This is a genomic window from Streptomyces sp. NPDC057638, assembly GCF_042800315.1.
In the GTDB taxonomy this organism is placed as follows: Bacteria; Actinomycetota; Actinomycetes; order Streptomycetales; family Streptomycetaceae; genus Streptomyces.
The window spans coordinates 1-24,568 of record NZ_JBHVHF010000068.1 but is presented as its reverse complement, the minus strand read 5'-3'; the positions used below and the strand labels follow the sequence as shown (position 1 = coordinate 24,568).

The window sequence follows — 24,568 nt, the reverse complement described above, 5'->3', positions numbered from 1 at the left end:
GCCGCGGTCCAGGTCCGGGCCGTCCGGCGCGGTGTCGGGATGGGGTGCGGAGGGTGCGCTCGTACCGGCCGTGCCCGGGCCGGGGACACCTCTGTACGAGGGCCCGCGGGCGGTACGACGGGAACGGCGGGCACGGGGACCGGGCGGTTCGGGAAGGTTGGGCCGTACGAGAGGACCGAGGGGTACGGGAGGGTTGGGCCGTACGAGAGGGCCGGGCGGTTCGGGAAGGTTGGGCGGTACGAGAGGGCCGAGGGGTACGGGAAGGTTGGGCCGTACGAGAGGGCCGGGCGGTTCGGGAAGGTTGGGCGGTACGAGAGGGCCGAGGGGTACGGGAGGGCTTCAGCTCGCCGCGAGGACGCGGCCGTCGAGGTGCTCCGCCGCCACCTCCACGGCGGCGGACACCAGCGCCTCCAGGGCGGCGTTGGGGGTGGGCGTCCTGCGGCGGACGACCTGGGTCCAGGTCTCGAAGGGCGGCACCCAGTCGATCGTGGCGAGCGTGCCCTCGGCGAGTTCCCGCTCCACCGAGACCAGCGGGATGAAGGCCACTCCCATGCCGAGCGCGACCATCCGCTTGGCGGCGTCGATGGAGTCCAGCTCGAAGACGCGCGGCCGGTCGGGCTCGTCACCCAGGCCCAGGGCCCGCTCGAACTGGATCTGGTACCCGGCCCGGCTGTCCGCGCGGATGATGGGCGTGCTGCGCAGGTCGTCGCCGCTGATCCGGCCGCGGTCGGACAGCAGATGGTCGGGGTGCGCCACCAGGACCATCGGCTCGGGGCAGAGCACCTCCGTGTCCAGCCCCTCGTGCTCCTCGGGCGGGCCGACGACGAAGGCGCAGTCGAGCCGGCCGTCCCGTACCGCCGCGACGGCGTCGGTGCCCGCGCCCGCGTGGAGGGAGACCTGGATCTTGGGGAAGCGGCGGTACAGGTACTCGACCATGGGCAGCAGGCGGTAGCTCGTCAGACTCTCCACGGTGCCCACCTCGACGGAGCCGTGGGGCTGGCCGTCGGAGGTGATGGCGTGCCGGGCCCGCCCGGTCAGGGAGATGATCTCCCGGGCGTAGGGCAGCAGCTGGTGTCCGGCCGGGGTGGGGCGGACCCCGCTCGGCAGTCGCTCCAGGAGGGTGACGCCGAGTCCCTGCTCCAGCGACTTCACCCGGCTGGTGATCGTCGGCTGGGAGAGGTTGAGCCGTGCGGCGGCGCGGGTGAAGCTCCCGATGTCCACCACGGCGACGAACGCGTCGAGTTGAGGAGTTTCCACGGCTTACCACCTCCAGTCCGGGACGGGCCTGCTGTGCCGGTCCTCATGATGGGGTGGCGGGCTACTGGTCCCCTACTGCCGTGGCATCGGGCCGGGAGCGGCGATGAGGGGCACGGTGGTGGGCGGGTGATAGCCGGGCGGTAGCGGCCCTGCTCGGGGTGGGGTTCCGGGCCCGCCACCCTGGGGACGCTGGGAACTGTGGGGCGTGTGGGGAGAGCCGGGAGGGCCGGATTGCCGGGGCGCGCCCGCTCAGAAGGCAGTCCGCCCCCGGTGTCCGCGCGGAAAGCGGCATACCCCCGGTGCCTGCCGGAACGCGGTCCGCCCGCCCCTGTCCCTGCGGGAGGCGGCCCGCCCCGGTGTCAGTCGACCGCGCGGCCGTCCAGCGCGAACGGCCGCATCTCGTCCGCGTGTTCCGCCTCCAGCCGGGCCAGCTCCAGCCGTGCCTCGGCCGCGCCGACCCGGTCCAGGATCCGTTCCCTGATCGCGACGACATCCCGCAGGAGGCCCCGCGCCGCGCTGATCCGGCCGAGCTGTGCGCTGACCTTGCCCAGCCGGTGCAGGATGCGGGACTCACGGGCGATGTCGCCCCGGGAGCGGACCACGTCCAGCACCTCCCGCAGCAGTTCCTCGGCCTCCTGGTAGCGACCCCGGCGGCGCATGAGGTCGCTGAGGACCAGCCGTACCTGGCCCTCGGTGTGGCAGCTCCCGGTGGTGTGGCAGACCTCCAGGGCCTGGTCGAGCAGGCGCTCGGCGTTGTCGAGACGGCCCTCGTCGAGGGCGAGACGGGCCAGGTGGGCCAGCCCGTCGGTGCGGCCCACCGGGTCGGCGACGGCCTGGAACCCGGCGACCGCGCGCTGGTGCAGATCGAGCGCGGTCCGCGGGTCGTCGCGGCGCCGGGCCAGCAGGGCCAGATTGCGCCGGGTCAGGGCGAGTCCCCGGGTGTCGGCGAGTGCGGTGAAGGTCTCCAGCGCGGGTTCCAGCGCCTGCCGGGCGGCGGAGAGCTGGGAGCGGGTCAGACAGAGCGAGCCGACCGAGCACAGCAGGGCGGCACAGCCGCGCAGCAGCCCGGCCTTGCGGACGGCCTCCAGGGCCCTCAGATGGGTGCGCTGCCACTCCTCGTAGTAGCAGCGGGACTCGAAGAGGGTCACGAGGGTCACGGCGAGGTCCCAGCACGCCTCGGCCTGGCCGGTGTCGGCGGCGAGGTCGACGGCGCGGCAGAGATTGTCCCGCTCGGCCTCCAGCCAGGCCATGGGGTCCCGCAGCAGCCGGTCGGTCTGGTCGTGGGCGAGGTGCCAGCGGGGCGCGTCGCCGTGCAGGATGGTGAAGTCGCCTCCGTACAGACGGCGGTGTGCCTCCTCCGCGAGCGCCAGCCAGCCGCCGACGAGCCGGACCAGGGCGGGGTCGGAGTCCTCCTGGTGGCGTTCCCGCTCCTCGCGGGCGAACAGGCGCACCAGGGAGTGGAGTCCGTAGTGGGGGCCGCCGGGCCCGGACCCGGTGCCCACGACCTCCAGCATCTGGGCGTCGACCAGCGATTCGAGCAGGTCGCCGGCGTGGCGGGGGTCGGTGTCCAGCAGCGCGGCGGCGGCCCAGGTGGGGACGGTGCCGCCGTCGTGGAGGCTGAGCAGCCGCAGCAGCCGCCGGCCGTCGTCGGTGAGTCCGTCGTAGGTGAGGGCGAGGCTGGAGCGGATGACGAGTTCGCCGTGGGCGAGTTCGTCCAGGCGCCGTCGCTCGTCGGAGAGACGGTCGAGCATCCATTCCAGGGACCAGTTGGGGCGGGCGGTGAGCCGGGCGGCGATGATGCGCAGCGCCAGCGGCAGCCCGCCCACGGTGAGGACCAGGGCCCGTGCCGCCTCGGGTTCGGCGGCCACCCGCTCGGCGCCGATGGCGGCGGCGAGCATGTCGATGGCCTCCTCGGGGCCGAGGACGTCGACATGGAGCAGCCGGGCGCCGGGGACGCCGATCACTCCGGAGCCGCCGGTGATCAGGACACCGCAGTGGCCGGTGCCGGGCAGCAGCTGGCGCACCTGGCCCACGGTGCGGGCGTGGTCCAGGAGGATCAGGATCCTCTTGTCGGCGAGGAGGTTGCGGTACATCTCGGCCCGCTCGTCGACGGTCTCGGGGAGCTGGGATCCCGGGATGCCGAGCGCCCGCAGAAAGCGGCCGAGGACGTCGAGCGCGGTGAGGGGGATGGACGCGTTGCCGCCGAGGTCGCAGTAGAGCTGGCCGTCGGGATAGTCGCCCATCAACCGGTGGCCGAGATGGATGGCGAGGGTGCTCTTGCCCACACCGGAGGGGCCGGTGAGCACGGCGACGGGGGTGGGGCCCGCGCCGCTGCGCAGCAGCGTCTCCGCGGTGTGGATCAGCCGCTCGCGGGCGGTGAAGTCGGCGATGTCGGGCGGGAGCTGGAAGGGCACGGCCCGCTCGGGTGGCGGACGCTCGGGTGGCGTTCCCTCGGGAGCGGCCGTGGCCGCCGGTCCGCTCGGCGGCGGGTCGCGGTCGGGGGTCAGCTCCGGGTCACCGGCGAGGATGGCGGACTCCAGCCGCCGGAGTTCGTCACCGGGTTCGATGCCGAGCTGTTCCACCAGGATCAGCCGTCCGGAGCGGAACGCCTCCAGTGCCTCCGCCTGCCGCCCCGATCGGTAGAGGGCGAGCATCAGCCGTCCGCGCAGTCCTTCGCGCAGGGGGTGGTCGTTCACGAGGGCGACGAGTTCGGGGACGATCTCGGTGTGGCGGCCGAGCCGGAGTTCCAGGTCGATATGGGTCTCCAGATTGATCAGCCGGTGTTCGTCGAGCCGGGCGGCGATCGACTGGAGTCTGCTGCTGCGGGTGCCGCTGAGGGCGGGGCCGCGCCAGAGCCCGGCGGCCCGGCGGGTGCGGTCGGACGCCTCGTCCAAGCGCCCCGCGTCGGCGAGTAATCGGGCCTCGTCGCGGAGCGCGGCGAAGAGGCTGAGATCGATCCGGTCCGGGGCGACCACGATCATGTATCCGGGTTCGCGGGTGGTGATCCGGGAATGGTCGCCGAGTGCCGCGAGATTGACCCGCAGCGCGGAGACGCAGGTCTGGATCTGGGTGCGGGCGGTGGAGGGCGGCCGTTCACCCCAGATCGCGTCGATCAGGCTCTCCGTGCTCACCACCCGGTTGGCTTCGAGCAGCAGGGCGCTCAGGACCACCTGCTGACGGCCACGGGGAATGTGGGAGAGCTGGCCGGATGTCCCCGTGATCTCCAGTGGTCCCAGGATCCGGTACATGAGGTTGTCCGTGCGGTCCGCCATCGCGCGCCTGCCCTTCGCCCGGTTCGAAGGCTTCGCTGATCAGCAAGCTAGCACGCGCGGTTGGGCGGAGCCGGGCCGTCATCAGCCGGGCCCCAGCGATTCTCCTGCCATCCTCACGCCGGTGCCGGGGGCCGTCCTCACGCCGGGGGCGGGGCGTGCGTAGCGCCGGTCACCGGGGCATATGCCGCACCGGTGGCAGGGGCGTGTCGCGTACCGCCGACGAGGTCCTGACACCCGCCTGCGACCGGCTCCCGCGACCCACTCGCGACCGCCTCCTGACACCCGCCCGTCACGGACTCCCACGGCCCGTCCGCCACCGGCTCCCGCCATGGACCGGCGGCGGCGTCCTGCCGGGCACCGCCGACGGAGTCCCGCCGCATCCCACCGACGTACGTCCGCCGTGAGGCGATCAGTCCATGGGGCGACAGGGTGAAGACGTCGGCGAAGTCCACCCCCTCCGCCGCCACGCCGGGCGGGAAGAGGACCCCGAGCGCCACGCAGTGCCGCCGGTCGACACTCCACACCTCCCTGAGCTGGTACCGGTAGCGCCGCCGTCGCTCGGCCTCGATCACCGCCTCGCGCCCGCTGACGGATGGCTGGCCCGGCAGCAGGACGGTGGCGTCGGCGTCGAGCAGCGAGGCGAGCGTGTCGTAGTCATCGGCGTTGAGATAGGCGTAGCTGAGGGAGATGTGCTCCCCCGCCGCACCGCCCGGCCACGGGGTCCGCGCGTGGACGTCCGGCACGGATCATCCGCCTTCCGTGAGCCGGGCGGCCAGCCCCCGGCGGTCGGCTTTCCCGTTGGGGGTGATGGGCAGTCCGCTGAGCAGGTGGATCTCCTCGGGGACCATATAGCGGGGCAGGGCCTCGCCGCAGAAGGCGGCGAGCGCGGTGTCGGTGAGCGTCTCGATCCCGGGGCGCGCCACGACGCAGGCGACGAGGACGGGTTCGCCGCCCTGGGGCGCCAGGGGCAGGACGACGGCCTCGGCGACGTCCGGGTGGTCGAGCAGCCGGCGCTCCACCTCGCCGAGTTCGACCCGGTTGCCGCGCAGTTGGACCTGGGAGTCGGTGCGGCCGTGGAAGTACAGCTCGCCATCGGGTCCCCGGGAGGCGAGGTCGCCGGTCTTGAGCACCAGTTGGCCGGAGCGGGGCTCGGCGGGGTCGGGCACCCGGGCGGCGGCGGAGGCGGCGGGGTCGTCCCAGTAGCCGGTGAAGAGGGCGGGGGTGCGCAGATGGATCTCGCCGATGGTTCCGGTGCCCTCGATGATGGTGCCGGAGTCGTCGACGAGCAGCATCTCGGCACCGTCGTGGGCATGGCCGATGGAGAGCCGCTCGGTGGTCTCGGGCAGGGGGTTGGGTACGTCGGCGAAGGAGGCCGCCATGGACTCGGTGGCGCCGTAGCAGTTCACCAGCCGCAGCCCGGGCAGCAGCCCCTGGAGCGCGCGGATCTCGGCGAGCGGGAACTCCTCCCCGCAGAAGAGGACTCCGCGCACGTCGGTGAGGGCGGCCACGGTGCCGGGGAGGTGTTTGAGGGCCTGGCGCCAGATCGAGGGCACTCCGTTGACCTGGGTGGCGCGGGTGTCGGCGAGGACCCGCAGAAAGCGGTGGGGCCAGCGCATCAGCGGCCGGGGCACGGGTACCACGGCGGCGCCGCTGCCGAGCGCGAGCCCGATGTCGAGCAGGGAGAAGTCGAACTGGAGCGGGGAGGTGGTGGCGACGCGGTCCCCGGGTCCGACGATGTCCCGGGCGACCATGCCCCGGTAGAAGGAGGTGACGGCGCGGTGGCTCATCACCACGCCTTTGGGCCGTCCGGTGGTCCCGGAGGTGAAGATCATGTAGGCGGTGTCGGTGGGGGTCAGGGCGCGGCGGCGACGGGTGCGGGGGGCGGGGGCCCGCTCCACGGTCAGGGTGCCGTCGGCGAACCGTGCCGTCCCGGTGGGCGCGGGAACGCCGTCGCGGAGGCCGTCGGCCCGCTGGAGGAAGAGCGCGGCCTCGGTGGTGTCGATGATGGTCTGGAGGCGCTGGCGGGGGGTCTCGGGGCTGACGGGGACGAAGGGCAGACCGTTGACCGAGCAGGCCAGGATCACCGCGATGGCCTGCGCGGAGGTGTCGGACTCCACGATCACCCGGTCACCGGTGTCGAGGCCGAGGGCGGCCAGGGCGTCGGCGTAACCGAGGGTCAGTGCGCGCAGCTCGCGGTAGCTGAGGGTGTGGGTGGTCCCGTTGCGGACGAACTCGACCACGGCGGGGCGGTCCGGGGTGTGGTCGGCGGCGGCCAGCAGGAAGGTGTGGAACAGCTCGTGGTGGCCGGTGAGGGCGGGTGCGGTCATGACGGCGTCTCCTCGGTCCGGTGCGGCGGGCGGGCGGGGGCATCAGTCCGGTGGAGCGGACGGGCGGGGGTGTCGCTCTGGTGGAGCGGGCGCGCGGGGGCGTCGGCCCGGTGGAGCGGACGGGCGGGGGCGTCGATCCGGTGGGGGGTGCCGTCGAGCAGCACCAGCGGGGTGGCGCTGTCCCCGCGGGCCCGCAGGACGGTGCCGATGAGGAGCGTGTGGTCGAACACCTCGACGGTCTCGGTGAGTCGGCACACCACGGCGGCGGAGCAGCCGTCGAGGACGGGCACACCGTCCTCGTACGCGTACGGGACCCCGTCGAAGCGGCGGCCGGGATCACCGGAGGCGAAGCGGGTGACGAGGACGCGCTGGCGCCAGGAGAGCGCGTTGACGGCGAAGTGTCCGCTGGTGCGGATGGCGTGGAGGGTGTGTCCCTCGGTGCGCAGGGACACCACGACGCTCGGGGGTTCCAGGGAGAGCGACAGGACGGCGGTGGCGGTGCAGCCCGCCGGGCCGTGTGGGGTGGGGGTGGTGATGACGGTGACAAAGCTGGGGAACCGTCCCATGACGCCTCGGAAGGTGCCCTGGTCCACGCCGGTCCCGGTATCGGGGGTGAGGATGCTCATGCTGGACCCCTCAGGCCGCTTGGAGTGAGGACAGGGAGGCCACGAGCGCGGCCCGGTCGACCTTGCCGTTGGCGTTGAGCGGCAGCCGGTCGCGGAAGGTGAGCGTCGCGGGCACCATGTAGGCGGGCAGCGCGCCGCGCAGCGCCTCCCACAGCGGCTCCGCGGTCGCGGTGGGCCGTCCCGCGCACACCGCGTGGAGCCTGGGTTCGCCGCCCCGGCCGGGTACGGGGAGTACCACCGCGTCCACGACGCCCGGCTGGCGCAGCAGCACGGACTCGATCTCGCCGAGTTCGACCCGGTAGCCGTGGAGTTTGATCTGGTGGTCGAGGCGTCCGAGGTGGACCAGGAGTCCGTCCTGACGGCGGACCAGGTCGCCGGTGCGGTACCAGTGCGCGGGGGTCGGCCGGCGGGAGCCGTCGTGGATGGTGGCGCGAGCGCCGTCGTGGGTGAGGAAGCGGCCCCTGTCGTCCGCGGGGTCGAGGTAGCCGGGGAAGCGCTGGGAGCCGCGTACGCACAGTTCGCCCTCGTCGGCCGGGCGCCCGTCCTCGTCGAGTACGAGCATCTCCTGTCCGGGGTAGGGCGTCCCGATGGGCACCGTCCCGTTGCCGGTGACCGGCCAGCGCGCCGGATCGTCGGGGAGCCGGTACCCGGTCCAGGTCACCGTCGCCTCGGTGGGTCCGTAGGCGTTCTCGACCGCGCTGTGGGGGGCGGCGGCCCGCCACGCCTGGGCGTGGGCGCCTTTGAGGGCCTCGCCGCAGAAGACGCTCCACCGCAGGGTGGGCATCGCCCCGGGGCGCAGCGCCCGCAGCCGCAGCGCGAGCGCCGCCACCGACGGCACGGAGTTCCAGTGGGTGATCCGGGCGCTGTTGACATAGCGGACCGGGGAGAGCAGGTCCTGGCGGGTCGGCACCACCAGGGTGGCGCCGGAGCCCCAGGCCCCGAACAGGTCGTACACCGACGGGTCGAAGGTCAGGTCGAAGGTCTGCGACATCCGCGCGCCCGGCCCCAGTCCGTACCGGGGGATGACCTGGCCCAGGAAGGCGGCGACGTTGGCGTGGGTGACGGGGACCCCCTTGGGCCGCCCGGTCGATCCGGAGGTGAAGAGGATGTACGCGAGGTCCCACCCGTCGGGTGTGGCGGTCGGCGGGGGGACGGGGTAGCGGGGCAGCCGCTCCAGGTCGGTGTCACCGAGCGGCAGTACGGGGACGGGGAGCCCCTCCCGTCCGGGCAGGGCCGCGTCGGCGAGGATCAGGTCCAGGCCCGCCTCGCGGGCCACGGCGGCGCTGCGGGCGATCGGGAAGGCGGGGTTCAGCGGGACGACGGTGGCCCCGAGCCGGGCGATGGCCAGATATCCGGCGTAGGCGAGGACGTTACGGGAGGCGAGCAGTCCCACCCGGGCGGGGACCCGTCCCAGGTAGTCGGTGACGGCGCCCGCGACGGCCTCGGAGAGGGCGGCGAGCCGCGCGTAGCTCAGATGGTGCCCGTCGACCTCCAGCGCGGTCCGCTCCTGCCCGTGGCGCAGCGCGGAGTGGGCGAACCAGTCGTAGAGCCGGGTGGGTGTGGTCGTCATGGCCGCTCCTCCTTCCGGATCAGGTTCATGGCGTCGGTCAGGTCGGCGAACGCCCGTGTCAGCAGGCCGGTCCTGGGGCGGCCGCGCCCGGCGGACTCCAGGGCGAACCGGAGGGAGCGCGGCAGTTCGCCCCAGCGCGCCGCGGCGTCGGCGGCGGCGTCGGCGGGCACTCGCCCGGTGGCGGCGAGGAGTTCCAGCCGGTGGCGCTGGTGGCGGGAGGCGGCCCAGAGGTCGTCGGCGTGGGCGGCGAGGAGCGCCGGGTCGGAGATCAGCCGGTCGGCGAGGAACTCCAGCGCCTCGCCGGTGTCGGTGAGCCAGGGGCCGTCGAGCGCTTCCTGAGGCGGCAGGGGCGCCCGTACCAGCCAGCGGTGGTCACCGGGCGCGGGCAGCGGGGTGGGGGTGCCCAGGGCGTGGCTGTCCCGCAGGACGAACGGGCGGGGCAGCGCCCCGAGGGGGGTGAGCAGGGAGCGCAGTCCGTCGTCGTCGACGACCGTGCGGTGGGGTTTCTGTTCGCCGTCGGGCAGCAGCGCGGCGAACCGGTCCTCGATGTGCCAGGTGCCGAGGCCGCCGGGCACGGGCCGTACCACGATCCAGTGGGCCGCCGTGGACCGTCCGTACGCCGGGGACCAGGGCACGGTACGGGTGTTGGCGACGGCCAGCACCCGGCCGAAGCGCTCGGCCTCCTCGCGCAGGGCCGTCCGGGTGCGCTCCCACTCCGGGGAGCCCCGGTAGACGAGTCCTTCGGCCGCGCCGGTGAGGCAGCCGGGGCGGGCGCTGAGGTCGATCCTGCCGTGGTGGGAGAAGGCGATCCCGGGGCCGGACGGGTCGGGGCGGACGGCGAGCCGGATGGACTCGGCGAGCCGCCGGGCCGCGTCGGGCCGCTCGGTCTCCAGATAGGCCACGAGACTGGTGGTGTAGCAGCTCAGCTCCATGACGGGGGTTCGTACGGCGGTCATCGGGACACCTCCCAGGCGCAGCTGACGGGGATCGCGGAGAGAGCTGTGTGGTCACCGTGGTCACCGTGGTCGCGCAGGGCGCGCCAGGTGAAGCCCTTCCAGGTGCCCCTGGTCTGCCGGGGCCGTACGTCCACCCTCCAGGGGGCGCCGGAGAGCCCGGTTCCCTCGGCCTTCACACACGCTTCCTGCGCGGTCCAGATCCAGGCGAACTCGACGCCTTGTTCGGCGGGCGGCAGGGCGGCGAGGGTGGCGTGTCCGGCGCGGACACAACGGCGGACCATCCGGGGGTCGAGACGCTCGGGAGGCCGCTGGACGTCGACGCCGACGGCACGGCCGAACGCGACGGCGGCGGCGGTCTGGCCCGCGTCATGCGAGACGCTGATGCCGAGGTCGGGGCGGCCGGCCAGCAGGGGCCTGCCGTGGTGGCCCCGGACGACGGGCAGCTCCGCCGCGTCGGGCGCGACCTCGGCCAGCAAGTGGCGCAGCGCGGCCCGGCCCGCGAGGAACTCACGGGCCCGCCAGTCGGCCATGCCGTCGGCCGCGGCCCGGTCGGCGGGGTGCGGGTCGGCATGGGGGGTCGCGGGCCGGGTCAGGGCCCAGACTCCGGGGGCGATCTGGAGGGGTGTCATGGGGCGCTCCGTCAGCTCGTCGGGCTGGTCGGCGAGTGGGGCGGGGCGACGGCGGTGGCGCCCGGCGGGACCGGCGGATCGGTGCGGTGCGGCGGCTCGGTGGGATCCGATGGACGGGTGAGGGGGGAGGGGACCGTGGGAGCGGAAGGGTCAGCGGGACGGGACGGGTTGGCCGGTTCCGGCGAGTCCGTCGGGCTCAAGGGGCCGGCCGGACGCGCCGGGGCGGTCGGATCGGACCGGCTGGTCAGGTGCGCCGGATCGGCCGGGCCCGAGAGGCCAGCCGGACGCGCCGGGGCGGTCGGATCGGACCGGCTGGTCAGGTGCGCCGGGGCGGCCACATCCGGCAGACCGGTCAGGCTCGACGGGGCGGGCAGATCCGCGAGGAGCGCGTCACACGCGCCCGCCACCGTGGAGAGCACGACCTCGGTGGCGCCGCCGCCGATGCTCCACAGGGCGGCCTGGGCCCGGGTCCACTGGGCTCCGGTCGCGGCGAACCCGTCGGCTCCCTGGAGCCGGGCGCAGTCGGCGAGCACCCGCTCGACGGTCAGCGCGGCGCTCGCCTTGAGCAGGGCCGCGGCGGCGGTGTCGTGGTCGCGGGCGACCTTCTCCGCGTACCGGTCGGTGAGGGCACGCAGTTCGTGGACGCGGACGACGGCGGCGGCGACCCGCTGGCGCACGCTCTCCAGCCCCCACAGCGTGCCGTCCCCGTGGCGGCGCCCCGTGAGGCGGCGGACGGTCTGCCGCAGCACCCGGGTGCACAGGGCGACGGCCCACAGGGTGCCGGTGAGCCTCTCCACGGCGATGTGGGAGGCGAAGGAGGTCATACCGCGGCCCACCCGGCCGACGACGTGGTCGCGGGGCAGCCGGACGCCCGTCAGCCGCAGATGGCCGGTGCCGGATCCGTCGAAGAGGGCGGTGTCGGCGGCCTCGACGGTGACACCGGGTGCGTCGGCGGGCACCAGGACCCAGGTGAAGTTGGTGAAGTGGCCGCCCTCGCGGTGGCGGGCGAGCACCAGGTGGTGGTCGGCGTGGACGGCGTTGCTGATCCACCGTTTGGTGCCGGTGACGGTGAGGGTGTCGCTGTCGTCGTCGAAGGTGACGGTGGTCGCGAGCCCGGCCAGATCGGTGCCCGCGCCCTCGTCGGTCGCCGCCAGCGCGATGACGGCCTCGCCCGTGAGCGCCCGCCGCAGGGCGCGGGCGGCCGGGTCGCCACCGAGGGTGAGCAGCGGCAGCGCGGTGGCGATCTGCACACAGATCGCGAGCGTGGTGCCGATGCCGAAGCGTGCGTCGCAGTCGGCCATCAGCCGGCCGAGCGCGGCGGGGTCGGTTCCGGCGGCCGGGTCGCCATCGCGGTAGACGCCGGTGAGGCGTCCGGCCGCGCCGAGGGCGGCCCAGACCCGGCGCCCGTCGGCGTCCGTGGGGACGGGGTGGGGTGCGGGTACGGAGGCGGGGGCGGCGGTCGTGTCGCGCGGCGGGATCGCCTCCGTACGGTGGGAGAGTCCGGGCCGCACCCGCGCCAGCGCCGCCGCCGGGTCCACCGGGTCCACCGGGTCCGCCAGGAGTGTGATCCGCTCAGACAAGGCGCACCTCCGGGTCCAGCAGGGCGAGTCGCCCATCGGCCTGGTGGAGCCGGTCGTTGGCGTAGTTCAGCGGGGCCGAGCGCAGATCGCGCAGGGCGAGTTCGAGCCGGGTCGCCGAGCCCTTGAGATAGCCGTCGCGGAGCCCGACGGCGGTGATGAGTTCCTCGACGGCGGCCTGGCACTGCTCGGACGCGGTCAGTTTGAGGGCGTTGAGGAGCAGTTGCAGGGGCGGGGTGGAGAGGTCGGCGGCGGCGCTGACGGCGCGTTCGGTGTGGCGGAGCAGGGCGTGTACGGTGTCGATCCGCTGGCGGGCGGTGGAGAGCCGGGTCAGCAGCAGTTCGGAGCCGGGGTCGAAGCGGCCGCGCCCCTCGGGGGAGCGCAGCAGGCGCACCACCCGGGCCAGGGCGCCGGTCGCGGTGCCGAGCCAGGCGGCGGACCAGGCGAGGTGGGCGAGCGGGCCGAAGACCTCGCCCGCGATACGGGAGAACCGTCCGTGTTCGCCGATGACCTGGTGGGCGGGGAGCCGTCCGGTGAGCCGGAGGGCGACGCTGTGGCTGGCGCGCATGCCCATGGGGTTCCAGGAGCCGCTCTGTTCGATGGTGAGCTGGTCGCGGCCCGCGTAGACCAGGGAGACCTGGTGGGGCGAGGTGGCGTCGGGCGCCTGGACGGTCAGCAGGAAGCCGTCGGCGTGGGCGCCGCCGGTGACGATCGGTGCGAACCGGTCCACGACCAGGTCGGTGCCGTCGCGGTGGAGCGGCGACCGGGCCGTGAGCAAGTGGCCGCCCTTGCCGCTCTCGGTGGTGACGGAGGCCAGGTAGCGCCGTCCGGCGGCGATCTCGGGGAGCAGCTCGTCCCGGAGCCGGGGCGGGGCGTGCTGGACCACGGCGGCGACCTGCTGGCAGTGCATCCCGAGGATCATGGCGACGGACATATCGGCCCGCCCCAGTTCGACACAGACATCGAGGAGGTCGGCGAGCCCGCCGCCGAGTCCGCCGTGGGAGACGGGGACGGTGAGGCCGAGCAGTCCGGACGCGCGCAGGGCGGCGAGCGCCTCGACGGGGAAGTCGGCGTCGCGGTCGTGGCGGGGCGCGTGCTCGGCGGCGACGGCCGCCACCCGCCGGGCGCGCTCCAGGACCGTCGGCCCGCCCGTGGCACTGTCGCGGGGACCCGGCTCCCGTACGGAGTCCTCCCAGGCGGTTCCCTTCCGTACGGCGTCTTCCCGGGCTGCCCCCTCCCGTGCGGAACCTTCCCGTGCGGAACCTTCCCGTACGGCGCCTTCCTGTATGGACTCCCGGTGCGGGGACCGCTCATGGGCCGGGGCGAGGACGGGGTCTCCGGTGCCGGGGTGCGGTGTGCGGAGCCCGGTCAGCGCGGCGCTCATGAGACGCCCGCCCGGCCGTCGGCGGTCCGTGCGGCCTCGATGGCGTCCCAGAGCGTTCCGGCGGTGGCGAACGTGGCGTCGTTGAGGTCCTCGTCCGCCAGGGAGATCTCGAAGGTGTCCTCGATGCCGAAGAGCAGCTCGATCGAGCGCATCGAGTCGAGGCCGAGCGCCCTCAGGTCGGCGTCGGGCGTCAGCTCGTCCTCGCCGAGGTAGGTCAGGAAGGGGGTGAGCAGTTCGGTGAATCGGATGTCCATGGCGGTCGCTCCCGGGGTGTCTGTCGTCGTACGGAGTGCGGGGGTTCTGTCCTGCGGAGTACGGAGGGTCAGTGGGGGCAGCGGGGGGCGGGGCGGCGGGTCAACGGGGGCCGGTGGCCTCGGCGGCGAGGCGGCACAGGGCGTCGACGTGGTGCAGGTTCTCCGGCACCAGGTCGTCGGCGGCGAACTCGACACCGAGCCGCTCCTCCAGCGCCTCGACGATCTCCACCACCTGGAAGGAGGAGAAACCGGGGAGATCGGTGAGGGCGGGCGCGGCCTCGACCTCGGCGGTGTCGACGGCGAGGACGGAGGCGACCGTGGCGGTCACCACCGTCCGCAGTCCGGCACCCTCCGGCGGGGCCATCGGCGCGTCATCGTCCAGGGCCGTGAGGATCCGGCGGTCGGCGTGGAGGGCCGCGGCGAGGTCGTCGAGGAGCCGCCGGGACTCGGGGCGGCCCCGCTCCAGCCGTCGCAGGGCGAGGAAGGTCTGCTCGGCGAGACGGTCCAGCCGTCGCAGGTGCTCGGCCAGCTCCGCCGGGGCGGCGGAACCCTCCCGCTCCAGGTGGGCGCCGTACAGCCGCCGCTGGCGCGCCAGCAGCCAGGTCTCCGTGGCGAGTCGGCCGATGGCGGCCGTCCGGTCGGGGTGGTCGGCGTAGGCCGTGACATACGCCGCGATATCGCCGCCGTGGTCGGTGCCGGAGGCGGGGCGCCCGGCCTCCGGCGCGGGCTCGAACGCGATCACCAGGGAGGACACCGGCAGTTCGGCCCAGTCCAGCAGCCACTCCCCCGGTGAGGCCAGACCCCAGGGGGTGTGGCTGTGGTAGGCGTCGGTGACCACGGCCCGGGTGCCCATGGGGGCGACGAGGTAGCTGTGCTCCATGTGGCGTCGGCCGTGGTAGGGCAGCCAGGACATCGCGTAGGTGTCGGCGAGGACGTAGAGCGTGCCGTGCTCCTGGGCGAGCAGGGCCAGTTCCCCCGGCGTCACCTCGTTCCAGCGGGCGCGCTCCACCAGTCCCAGCTCCCCGGCCGCGGCGAGCTGGGCCAGCGGGTCGGGCTCGATGGTGGGCAGTCCGTGCGGGCCGGGCCTCGGAGTGAACCGTACGGTGGCGCCGAGGGCCAGATGGGCGCCGGGCCCGTGGTGGCGGTCCGCGAGGACGGCGAGGCTGGACTGGACACAGTCGAGCAGTTCGGCGCGGACCGTGGCCGGCCCGGTGGGCGCGGTGGTGGAGACCGGCGCGGTGGCGGACACCGTCATCGCAGCCCTCCCGTCAGCAGGGGCGCGCCGGGGCGGACCGGGGAGAGCCCGGAGACCGCGCGCAGCAGGGCCTCCTCGGTGGGGGCCTCGTCGCCGAGCTCCCCGGTGAGGAGCTGCTCGTAGGCGGCCAGGTCGAGATAGCCGTGGCCGCTGACGCAGACCAGGACACCGCGTTCGGCGCGGAGTCCGTCGGCCCCGGTGGTGGCGAGTTTCGCGGCGGCGGCGAGCGCGTGTCCGGACTCGGGGGCGGGCAGTACGGCCTCGTGCCGGGTGAGCAGCCGGCCCGCGTCGAGGGCCTCGCGCTGGGTGACGGCGGTGGCGTCCAGCTCGCCGGTGTGCCGCAGCGCGGAGATGAGTTTGGCCGCGCCGTGGAAGCGCAGGCCCGCCGCGTGGGCGTCGGGGATCGGGTGGTCGCTGCCGATGGTGTACATGGCCTCCATCGGCCCCGAGCCGGTCGCGTCGGTCTTGTCGTAGGCGTAGACGCCCCGGGTGAGCTTGGGCGCGGTGGCGGACTCGGCGGCGACCAGGGTGGGCAGGGGCGCGCCGGTGGAGCGGGCCTCGGCGAGGAAGGGCAGCGCGATGCCGCCGAAGTTGGAGCCCGCGCCGACGGCGCCCACCACGGTGTCGATCGCGGCCTCCGCCTCGGCGAGCTGGGCCTGGGCCTCGATGCCGATGACGGACTGGTGCAGGATGCTGTACGTCTCGCCGCTGCCGATGCTGAAGGCGACACCGTCGTGGGTCGAGGCGTACTCGACCGCCTCGCCGATGGCGAGGGCCAGGCTGTTGCCGACGCCCTCGGTGCGGCGGGCGGCGACCTGGGTGAGGCCGCTGGGGCTGGTGTGGAGCTCGGCGCCGAGCATCCGCATCAGGACGCCCCGGTAGGGCTTGCGGCGCAGGCTGGACTCGACCATGAAGACCCGGCAGCGCAGTCCGAACAGGGCGCAGGCGGCGGCCAGCGCGGTGCCCCACTGACCGGCTCCGGTCCCGGTGACCAGCTCCTTCACCCCGGCTTTTCTGTAGTAGTGGGCCTGGGCGAGCGCGGTGTTGAGCTTGTGGCTGCCGGAGACGTTGCCGCCCTCGTACTTCATATAGACCGGCACCCGGGCGCCGATGGCCCGCTCGAAGCCGGTGGCGCGCCACAGCGGGGTGGGCCGGAAGGTGCGGTAGGCGTCGCGGACCTCGTCCGGGATCGGCCAGTACTCGCGGGAGGAGACGCTCTGGCGGACCAGTTCCAGCGGGAGGTTGACGCCGACGGCGCCGCCGCTCACGCTCTCGGGGGTCAGGTCCGGCGGCAGCGGCTCGGCCAGGTACGGCAGGGTGCTGCGCCACTGGGTGGGGAGCGCGGCCGTCATGCGGCACCTTCCGTTCCGGCGAGGACGACGTCGATGAGGTCGCCGACGGTGGTGAAGGAGCGGCCGACGAAGAGGTCGTCGGGGAGGGTGACGTCCAGTTCGTCCTCGATCCGCACCAGCATGCCGACGAAGCCGAGGGAGTTGACCCGCAGCAGGTCGCCGACGAGCGGCTCGTTCTCGGTGATGGTGGCCGGGTCGATGGAGAGCCGGGACTCGGCGATGACGACGCGCCGGACGGTGGCGCCGACGGTGGACCGGTCGAGCCGGTGGGTGGTGGTCATGGGTGCCTCTCGCGGGTCGATGGGCCCGCCGGGTCAGGGCGGTGCCACGGTGGGTGCGGGCGGACGCGGAGGGCCGGCCTCGCGGGGGCGGGATGGGGTGGTCCGGCCACGGCGGTGTGGAGGAGAACCGTCAGGCGGAGGAGAGCGGTCAGGCGGTGCCTCTGTCGCACGCTCGCGGGATCGCAGGATCGCAGGATCGCAGGATCGCAGGATCGCGGGATCGCGGGATCGCGGGTTCAGCCGCGCATCCGGCCGTGTGCCTCGACGACCCAGGCGCTGGTCATCAGCGCGTCCAGGGTCACCGGTCCCCGGATGTGCAGCCGTCCGGTGGCGATGGAGAGTTCGGGGCCGAGCCCCAGGGTGGGTCCGTCATGGAGCCGCAGCGAGCCATTGACGACGATCATGGCCGCGTCCACCTGGCGGGTGAAGCGTTCCGCCACGGCCGGGTCCTCGGTGAGCACGCCCTCGGTGTGGTGCGAGCCGTGGGCACGGATATGGGCGGTGGCGGCGTCGAGGCCGGTGACCGGCAGCACCGCGATGACCGGGTCGAGGAACTCACGGCCCCGGTCGTGGTCGGCGAGCCGCTCGGTGCGCCAGGGCGCGCCGTCCCGGGGCTCCGGGGCGGTGAGCGAGGGGTCGAGCCGCAGGGTCAGTGTGGCGTTCTCGCGCTCGCAGGCGGCCAGGACCGCCGCCACATACGCGTCGGCGATCTCCTCGTCCACCAGGACCAGTTCGACCGAGGTGCATCCGGCGGGCTCGGGGATCTTGCTGTCGAGGGTGGCGCGGGCGGCGAGCGCCAGGTCCGCGTCGCCATGGACGTACAGGTGGTTGACGCCGCCGCCGCTGGCGATGAGGGGGATGGAGCTGGCGGTACGGCAGTAGTCGATCAGGGAGGGGCTGCCCCTCGGGATGAGCACGTCGACCTGGTCGGGCCGGGCCAGCAGCGCCTTCATCAGCGAACGGTCCGGGTCGTCCAGGACGGTGACGAGCCCCGTGGGCAGTCCGGCGGCGGCGAGCGCGGCGGTGGCGGCCCCGGCGAGCGCGGCGTCGGTGGCGGCGCTCTCCTTGCCGCCGCGCAGCAGGACCGCGTTGCCGACGGCGACGGGCAGCAGCGCGCCGTCCACGGTGACGGTGGGCCGCGCCTCGTAGATCATGAAGGCGACGCCGAGTGGCTGGCGGACGCGCCGCAGGAAGGCTCCTCCACCGGCCGGGGCCAGCGGGGTGTCGGCGACGGCGGCGTCCAGTTCCTTGGCGACCGCCCCGGTCAGCGCCACCATGGCGTCGAGGTGGGCGTCGGTGAGGCGGAGCCGCTCGACCAGGGTGGCGGGCAGGCCCCGGCGCCGGGCACGGTCGAGGTCGGCCGTGTTGGCGCGCTGGATGCCGGGCCAGCGCTGGGTGAGCTGATAGGCCAGTTCACGGCAGTAGCGGCGGTAGGCGTCGTCCCCGAGTGGCGGGGCGTCGTTGACGGCGGCGCGGGCACGGCGCAGGATCTCGTCGACCATGGCCGTCACCACATGAACTGTCCGCCGTCGACGATCAGTTTCTGACCGTTGACGTAGGACGCGTTCGGGCCGGTGAGGAACTCCAGCGCGTCGGCGATGTCCTCGCTGGTGCCCATGCGGCGGGTGGGGATCTCATCCAGGGTGAGCGCCATCCGCTCCGGGTCGTCCAGCCGCCAGCGGGTCCGCAGCTCCTCGGTGTCGATCATGCCGGGGATCAGGCAGTTGACCCGGATGGTGGGGGCGAGTTCCAGGGCGAGGACCTTGGTCAGCTGGAGCAGACCGGCCTTGCTGGCGCAGTAGTTGGCGCCGTCGACCCGGGGCCGGATCCCGGTGGTGGCGCCGATGTTGACGATCGATCCGCCACCGGCCTCCAGCATGGCCGGGGCGAGCGCCCGGATCAGCCAGAACGGCCCGGACAGATTGGTGTCGATCACCCGCCGCCAGTCCTCGTCGGTGAGCTGGAGAAAGGGGCGGTCGCGGTTGAGGCCCGCGTTGTTCACCAGCACCGACGGGGTGCCGTGTTCGGCGAGGACCCGGGCGGCGGCGCCGGCGACCTGTGCGGCGTCGGAGAGGTCGACCCGCATCGTGGTCAGATGACCGGCGTTGTCCTGCTCGGCCTTCTCCGCGGCCTCCCGGTCGGCGGCGTAGAAGGCGATGACGTGGTGGCCCGTACGGATCAGGCGGCGGCTCAGGGCCAGCCCGATCCCGCGGGTTCCGCCTGTGACGACGGCGAGTGGTTCCGGCATCCCCGACTCCTTGTGATGACGTGGGCAAGTAGCGTCATAAACAGGGGAGTTCCTGCCTGACGGCGGCTCTTGGGCATCCGTTCGAAGGTGTGATGCCATCGTGGGAGCCGGGGTAGGCCAGGGTCAAGGAATGCGGGCGGGCGGGCGATAGGGATGCCGGATGACGGGATTACCCATCCCGGAGGCGGGCCGCTGACCTGGCCCCATAGAAGAACCCGAGGGGCCCATCGGCTCCGCGAACCCGCTCCCGGAAGCGGGACGGCTACGGTACGGGGGTGCCGCCCCGGCCCGTTGGCGCGCCGGTGGTCGCCCGGTGGCGGGAGGTGTACCGACGGGACTTGGTGCGGTTGCCGCACACCCGCATCGAGCACCAGCGTCTGCTGCGGTTCTTGGAGGTGTCCCAGAAGACCCAGCCACAGGTGTGCTCGGCACAGCGCTTGAGCCGCTCGATCTCGCCGGTCAGCGCGGTCCGGGTCCAGGCGACGGCGAGCCGGGCGAGGGCCGTGGCCGCGGGCGGCTGACCCGGGGCCGGGCGCAGCGGGCCGGGCGGCGGGCCCGTCTCCGTACCCGGGTCGGATCCCGTCCCCGCACCCCGGCCGGATCCCGGGTCCGCGTCCCCGCCGGGCGCCGGTCCCCCGTCCGGCGCTCCGGGGCCCAGGGCGACCAGGACCGGAACCGTCGCCAAGACCGCGTCGGCGGCGGCGAGACGGCGGGGCGCGATGGGGTCCGCCGGGTCGAGGGCCTCCCGGAAGCCCTCCCGCAGCGCGAGGAAGGAGCGGTGGTCGGCCGCGCTCAACGACGGCGTGGAGGAGGTGAGTCCCTGGGTGGTGAGCCAGTCGGCGAGCGCGCCGGGGGTGGCGATGTCGTCCTCGCCGCTCTCCAGGTCGATGGTGTTCAGGAAGGACTCGATCAGCCCGGCCGCGTACGAGGGCTCGGTCACGGTGGGCCGCCTTTCCCGTGGACGCCGTGGGCGCCATGAACATCATCGACGCCATGCACATCATCGACGCCATCGACGATCGCTCTGCCCCCATCAGGGTTCTTGATGGGCGATGGCTGGATTCCTCTGTTCCGTCAGCATACCGCTGCCATACTAACCAGCAAAGGCACTTAGGAGGTTAACCATGAGTGGGGTGCTCGACAAGCGCGCACCGTCCGCCCCCGGCCGGGACGGGTCCGGGCGGCGGCGGATGGACCGCAGCGACCGCAACACCGCCGTGCTGGTGGGCTTCACCGCCATCACCAACCTGGCCGACGGCGTCACCAAGGTCGTGCTGCCACTGATGGCCACCCAACTGACCGACTCCCCCGCCCAGGTGGCCGGGGTGGGCCTCACTCTGACGCTGCCATGGCTGCTGGTCGCGCTGCATGTGGGTGTGCTGGTGGACCGGTTCGACCGGCGGCTGCTGCTCTGGCTGGCCGACGGCGCCCGGATGCTGGTCGTCGCCGCCCTGCTCGTCCTCACCCTCCAGGACTCGATCAGCCTCACCTCTCTCTACGTCGGCGGACTGGTCCTGGGCGTGGCGGAGGTGGTCGCCCTGACCTCGGCGGCGACCCTCGTCCCGGCGGCGGTCGCCCGCGAGGGCCAGGAACGCGCCAACGCCTGGGTCGCCGGGGCGGAGACCGCGTGCAACGAGTTCTGCGGACCCTTCATCGGGGGGCTGTTGGTGGCGGCGGGCTCCAGCGTCGCCCTCGGCTGGACCGGCGCGGGCTATGTCATCGGCACCCTGATCCTGGTCTTCCTGGTCGGGAGGTTCCGGCCGGAGCGCGACACGTCCCGCCCCGCGGGCACGGTCAACCAGCGCATCGCCGAGGGACTGCGCTTTCTGTGGGGGCAGCGGCTGCTGCGCCTGATGGCGCTGGCCCTGACCGTGCTCTCCTCCTGCTGGGGCGCCTGGCTGGCGCTGATGCCGCTGATGGCGACCTCGGTGATGGGGCTCGACGCGCGGGAGTACGGCATCCTGCTGAGCGCGCTCGGCGCGGGCGGACTGATCGGCGCGGTCTCCGTCACCACGGTCAACCGGCTGCTGGGCCGCCGCTGGTCGATGTTCGCCGATCTGATCGGCACGGCGCTGATGGTCGCCGCGCCGGTCTTCACCACCAACCTCTGGGTGGTCGCCGCCAGCGCCTTCCTCGGCGGCATGGGCGGCATCCTGTGGACGGTGAACTCCCGCACCATCAGCCAGCGGCTGGTCGACGACTCCATGTTCGGCCGCTACAACGCCGCGGCCCGGCTCTTCAGCTGGGGCGCGATGCCGCTGGGCGCCGGTCTGGTCGGACTGCTCGCCGAGTTCTTCGGCATGCGGGCCGCGTTCTCGGTCTTCGCCGTGGCCACCCTCCTCATCATGGTCCCGTTCCTCCGTACGGTCACTCCCCGGGCACTGGCGGAGGTCGACGCGGCATCGGCGCGCAACTGAGACCTCTCCACCGGACCATCCGGGGCTCACGCACCCCGGCACCGCGCCCTCATCCGGTGCGGCCCCGGTGGCCGGTCGCACACCCTCCGCCCGTGCGGCCCCCGGGCGCCACATGCGCGTCAGGCGGCCGGTCACCGCTATCCGGGCAGCGGGAGCACTTGTCGACCGGCCAGTGGACGGCGCTGTTCCGGCCGGTCGACGCCTCTTAGGCTCAAGGAACTCCCTCGCGTCACTTTCCTTGCACCGGAGGTCGTCGCATGCCCTCGCCCGCCATCTCACCCGTGTCCGCAGCCGCGCCCCTGGCGGCCGCCCCGGAGACGGAGCGCTTCCGCGCCTACGGATCCCATCACGTCGACGCGCTGACGGAACGTTTCGGGATCCCCCAGGACATCGCCCGCTCCATCAGGGCCCTCGCCACGGTCCTGCCGTTCCGCGTGAACGAGTATGTCCTGACCCAGTTGGTGGACTGGGAGAGCATCCCCCGGGACCCCATATTCCAGATGGTCTTCCCCCAGCGGGGGATGCTCCCCGCCGAGGACGAGCGGCGGCTGACGGGCCTGCTGGACGATCCGGGCGCGAAGAAGGAACTACGCCGGACCGTCCAGCGGATCCGCCACCGCCTCAATCCCCATCCATCGGGTCAGAAGCAGCTCAATGTGCCCACCGTCGACGGCGACGCGGTCCCCGGCCTCCAGCACAAGTACCGCGAGACGGTGCTGTACTTCCCCGGCCAGGGCCAGACCTGCCACGCGTACTGCACGTACTGCTTCCGCTGGGCCCAGTTCGTGGGCGATGCCGAGCTGCGCTTCGCCGCGCCGGACCCCGGGGGGCTGATCGGCTATCTCGGCCGCCATCCCGAGGTCCATGACGTCCTGGTCACCGGCGGCGACCCCATGATCATGTCCACGGAGCGGCTGCGCGGCCATATCGAGCCGCTGCTCGCCGTGGACTCCGTCCGTACGGTCCGGATCGGCACCAAGTCGGTCGCGTACTGGCCGCAGCGCTTTGTCACCGACCCGGACGCCGACGAGGTGCTGCGGCTCTTCGAGCGGGTGGTGGCGTCCGGGCGCAATCTGGCCGTCATGATGCACTTCACCCACCCCCGGGAGCTGGAGACCGATCTCGCCCGGCGGGCGGTGGCCCGGATCCGCGCCACCGGGGCGCTCGCCTACTGCCAGGCGCCGCTGGTCGCGCACGTCAATGACGACCCGGCGGCCTGGAGCGCCCTGTGGCGGGCCGAACTCGCGGTGGGCGCCGTGCCGTACTACCTGTTCGTGGAGCGGGACACCGGCCCCTACGAGTACTTCAAGGTGCCGCTCGCCCGCGCCCATGAGATCTTCCGTGCCGCGTATCTGACGCTGCCGGGGCTGGCCCGTACCGTACGTGGGCCTGTCATGTCCGCAACACCTGGCAAGGTGGTGGTCGACGGAACCACCGAACGGCACGACGGACGTTACTTCCAGCTACGGCTGCTCCAGGCCCGCGACCCCCTGCTGGTGGGCCGGCCCTTCCTGGCCCACTATGACGAGAACGCCGCCTGGCTCAGCGATCTGCGGCTCGCCGACGACACCCCGGCGGAGATCGCCACGGCCGTCACGGGCGGCCCGCTCGGCCCGGTGGCCGACGAGAGCGCCACCACCGCCCGGTTCGACGAGGAGCTGGCCCATGCCTGAGCCCACCCGCTGGCACACCTCGCCCAATCTCGCCCTCAACCAGCAGGTCGCCGAACGGCGCGCGGCGGGCGAGCGCATCATCCACCTCGGCTTCGGCGAGTCCCGGTTACCCGTCTTCGGCCCGCTGGCCGAACGCCTGGCCACGGGCGCGCGGGAGGGCGGCTACGGCCCGGTCGCGGGCTCCGCCGGGGCCCGTGAGGCCGCCGCCGGATACTTCGGCCGCCGCCGACTGCCCACCTCCGCCGACCAGATCGTCCTCGGCCCCGGCAGCAAACCGCTGCTCATGGCACTCCAGCATGTTCTGCCCGGTGATGTGCTGCTGCCCCGGCCCGCGTGGAACTCCTACGCGCCCCAGGTCCGGCTCGCGGGCAAGCGGGCGTACGGGGTGCCGATCCCGGCCGAGTGCGGCGGGGTGCCCGACCCCGCCGCCGTACGGGAGGTGGTGCGGTCCGCCCGCGCGGCGGGCGGCGACCCCCGGGTGGTGATCCTGACCCTGCCGGACAATCCCACCGGCACGCTCGCGCCGCCCGCGCTGATCCGGGAGATCGGCGCGCTGGCGCGGGAACTGGACCTGGTCATCGTCTCGGACGAGATCTACCGCGACATCGTGCACGACCCGGCCACCCCCTTCCTGAGCCCCGCTGAGATCGCGCCCGAGCGCACGGTCATCACCACCGGGCTCTCCAAGACGCTCGCCATCGGCGGCTGGCGCGTCGGGGTGTGCCGGTTCCCGGAGACCGAGGCCGGACGGCGGGCCCGGGACGGTGTCGTCTCCGTCGCCAGCGATGTCTGGTCCACCCTGGCCGTGCCCATGCAGGAGGTGACGGCCTACGCCTTCGCCGAACCCCCGGAGATACGGGAGCGGCTCGCCGACAGCGCCCGGCTGCACGGCGTCGTCGCCCGCGAGGTCCACCGGATCATGACGGCGGCCGGAGCCGACTGCCGCCCGCCGACCGGGGCGTTCTACGTCTACCCCGACTTCGGGCCGCTGCGCGGACTCCTCGCCGGGAAGGGGGTCACCGGCTCCGACAGCCTCCAGCGCCATCTCCTGGACGCGCACGGCGTCATGGTCCTCGCCGGACACCATCTCGGCGACGACACCTCGGCCCTGCGCTTCAAGGCCGCCACGAGCATGCTCTACGGGGACACCGTGAAGGAACAGGAGGAGTCCCTGGCGGCGCCGGATCCGCTGACCCTGCCCCATGTGGCGGACGTACTGACCCGGCTGGAGGAGGCCATCGGCGAGCTGGCCGGAGGCTAGGGCCCGCTGGGCGGGCGCGCCCCGGTGCCCCACGGCACGGAGGCGCCCCTCATGATCCCGGCGGCAGAACCCGGGCACCCACCAACCCCGTGCGACCCGTCCGTCCCCTCCCCCGTGACGGCGGGCCGCACGGACGGGCGGGGGGCGGGAACCCCCCCCCCCCCCGCCCGGGCTACCCCCAGGGGCGTTTAAACAACATGCGCGGCCCCCCCCGGGGAGAGTGAAGGAG

Annotated in this window: 20 protein-coding genes; 3 read left to right on the top strand and 17 right to left on the bottom strand. The window is 73.8% G+C overall.

The window, feature by feature from the left end:
- Nucleotides 1–339 precede the first annotated feature (339 nt).
- From ACFVIM_RS12770 to ACFVIM_RS12690, 17 genes are all read right to left on the bottom strand, one after another.
- Entirely contained in the window at nucleotides 340–1,257 is a 918-nt protein-coding gene (locus ACFVIM_RS12770) for a LysR family transcriptional regulator (protein ID WP_384300717.1), read from the bottom strand.
- A gap of 359 nt (nucleotides 1,258–1,616) precedes the next feature.
- Nucleotides 1,617–4,529, bottom strand: a complete 2,913-nt coding sequence (locus tag ACFVIM_RS12765) for a BTAD domain-containing putative transcriptional regulator (protein ID WP_384300716.1) — start codon at nucleotides 4,527–4,529, stop codon at nucleotides 1,617–1,619.
- A 137-nt stretch (nucleotides 4,530–4,666) separates the two neighbouring features.
- Complete coding sequence (locus ACFVIM_RS12760) at nucleotides 4,667–5,272, bottom strand: nuclear transport factor 2 family protein (RefSeq protein ID WP_384300715.1); 606 nt, start codon at nucleotides 5,270–5,272, stop codon at nucleotides 4,667–4,669.
- Nucleotides 5,273–5,275: 3 nt separating this feature from the next.
- On the bottom strand, nucleotides 5,276–6,856 hold the full coding sequence (locus ACFVIM_RS12755) for an AMP-binding protein (RefSeq protein ID WP_384300714.1): 1,581 nt from the start codon (nucleotides 6,854–6,856) through the stop codon (nucleotides 5,276–5,278).
- The gene (locus tag ACFVIM_RS12750; RefSeq protein ID WP_384300713.1) at nucleotides 6,853–7,482 is read right to left on the bottom strand and encodes a flavin reductase family protein; all 630 of its coding nucleotides are present in this window, start codon (nucleotides 7,480–7,482) and stop codon (nucleotides 6,853–6,855) included. The genes ACFVIM_RS12755 and ACFVIM_RS12750 overlap by 4 nt, the downstream gene beginning before the upstream one ends.
- 10 nt (nucleotides 7,483–7,492) lie before the next feature.
- Nucleotides 7,493–9,052, bottom strand: a complete 1,560-nt coding sequence (locus tag ACFVIM_RS12745; protein ID WP_384300712.1) for an amino acid adenylation domain-containing protein — start codon at nucleotides 9,050–9,052, stop codon at nucleotides 7,493–7,495.
- Nucleotides 9,049–10,008 (bottom strand): hypothetical protein, encoded by a 960-nt coding sequence (locus ACFVIM_RS12740; protein ID WP_384300711.1) that lies wholly within the window; start codon nucleotides 10,006–10,008, stop codon nucleotides 9,049–9,051. Before ACFVIM_RS12740 ends, ACFVIM_RS12745 begins: the two co-directional genes overlap by 4 nt.
- Nucleotides 10,005–10,637: a 4'-phosphopantetheinyl transferase family protein gene (locus ACFVIM_RS12735; RefSeq protein ID WP_384300710.1), complete on the bottom strand. Its 633-nt coding sequence runs from the start codon at nucleotides 10,635–10,637 to the stop codon at nucleotides 10,005–10,007. Before ACFVIM_RS12735 ends, ACFVIM_RS12740 begins: the two co-directional genes overlap by 4 nt.
- An 11-nt stretch (nucleotides 10,638–10,648) precedes the next feature.
- Nucleotides 10,649–12,217, bottom strand: coding sequence for an acyl-CoA dehydrogenase family protein (locus ACFVIM_RS12730; protein WP_384300709.1), 1,569 nt, complete (start codon nucleotides 12,215–12,217; stop codon nucleotides 10,649–10,651).
- Nucleotides 12,210–13,598, bottom strand: a complete 1,389-nt coding sequence (locus tag ACFVIM_RS12725; RefSeq protein WP_384300708.1) for an acyl-CoA dehydrogenase family protein — start codon at nucleotides 13,596–13,598, stop codon at nucleotides 12,210–12,212. Before ACFVIM_RS12725 ends, ACFVIM_RS12730 begins: the two co-directional genes overlap by 8 nt.
- Complete coding sequence (locus tag ACFVIM_RS12720; RefSeq protein WP_384300707.1) at nucleotides 13,595–13,852, bottom strand: phosphopantetheine-binding protein; 258 nt, start codon at nucleotides 13,850–13,852, stop codon at nucleotides 13,595–13,597. Before ACFVIM_RS12720 ends, ACFVIM_RS12725 begins: the two co-directional genes overlap by 4 nt.
- A 100-nt stretch (nucleotides 13,853–13,952) precedes the next feature.
- Entirely contained in the window at nucleotides 13,953–15,107 is a 1,155-nt protein-coding gene (locus ACFVIM_RS12715; protein WP_384300706.1) for an acyl carrier protein, read from the bottom strand.
- A complete protein-coding gene (locus tag ACFVIM_RS12710; RefSeq protein WP_384300705.1) occupies nucleotides 15,104–16,459 on the bottom strand; it encodes a TrpB-like pyridoxal phosphate-dependent enzyme in 1,356 nt (451 codons plus the stop codon). Before ACFVIM_RS12710 ends, ACFVIM_RS12715 begins: the two co-directional genes overlap by 4 nt.
- Complete coding sequence (locus ACFVIM_RS12705; protein ID WP_384300704.1) at nucleotides 16,456–16,740, bottom strand: acyl carrier protein; 285 nt, start codon at nucleotides 16,738–16,740, stop codon at nucleotides 16,456–16,458. Before ACFVIM_RS12705 ends, ACFVIM_RS12710 begins: the two co-directional genes overlap by 4 nt.
- Nucleotides 16,741–16,976: 236 nt before the next feature.
- Nucleotides 16,977–18,242: a glutamate-5-semialdehyde dehydrogenase gene (locus ACFVIM_RS12700; protein ID WP_384300722.1), complete on the bottom strand. Its 1,266-nt coding sequence runs from the start codon at nucleotides 18,240–18,242 to the stop codon at nucleotides 16,977–16,979.
- Nucleotides 18,243–18,247: 5 nt separating this feature from the next.
- On the bottom strand, nucleotides 18,248–18,988 hold the full coding sequence (locus tag ACFVIM_RS12695) for an SDR family NAD(P)-dependent oxidoreductase (RefSeq protein WP_384300703.1): 741 nt from the start codon (nucleotides 18,986–18,988) through the stop codon (nucleotides 18,248–18,250).
- Between the two features lie 262 nt (nucleotides 18,989–19,250).
- Nucleotides 19,251–19,928 (bottom strand): CGNR zinc finger domain-containing protein, encoded by a 678-nt coding sequence (locus ACFVIM_RS12690; RefSeq protein WP_384300702.1) that lies wholly within the window; start codon nucleotides 19,926–19,928, stop codon nucleotides 19,251–19,253.
- A 184-nt stretch (nucleotides 19,929–20,112) separates the two neighbouring features.
- Between ACFVIM_RS12690 and ACFVIM_RS12685 the strand changes: the two genes are divergently transcribed.
- From ACFVIM_RS12685 to ACFVIM_RS12675, 3 genes are all read left to right on the top strand, one after another.
- Nucleotides 20,113–21,405, top strand: coding sequence for an MFS transporter (locus tag ACFVIM_RS12685; protein WP_384300701.1), 1,293 nt, complete (start codon nucleotides 20,113–20,115; stop codon nucleotides 21,403–21,405).
- Nucleotides 21,406–21,662: 257 nt separating this feature from the next.
- Nucleotides 21,663–23,078 carry a KamA family radical SAM protein gene (locus tag ACFVIM_RS12680; RefSeq protein ID WP_384300700.1) on the top strand — a complete coding sequence of 472 codons (1,416 nt, stop codon included), beginning with the start codon at nucleotides 21,663–21,665 and terminating at the stop codon, nucleotides 23,076–23,078.
- Nucleotides 23,071–24,339 (top strand): pyridoxal phosphate-dependent aminotransferase, encoded by a 1,269-nt coding sequence (locus ACFVIM_RS12675; RefSeq protein WP_384300699.1) that lies wholly within the window; start codon nucleotides 23,071–23,073, stop codon nucleotides 24,337–24,339. The genes ACFVIM_RS12680 and ACFVIM_RS12675 overlap by 8 nt, the downstream gene beginning before the upstream one ends.
- The last annotated feature ends 229 nt before the right edge of the window (nucleotides 24,340–24,568 follow it).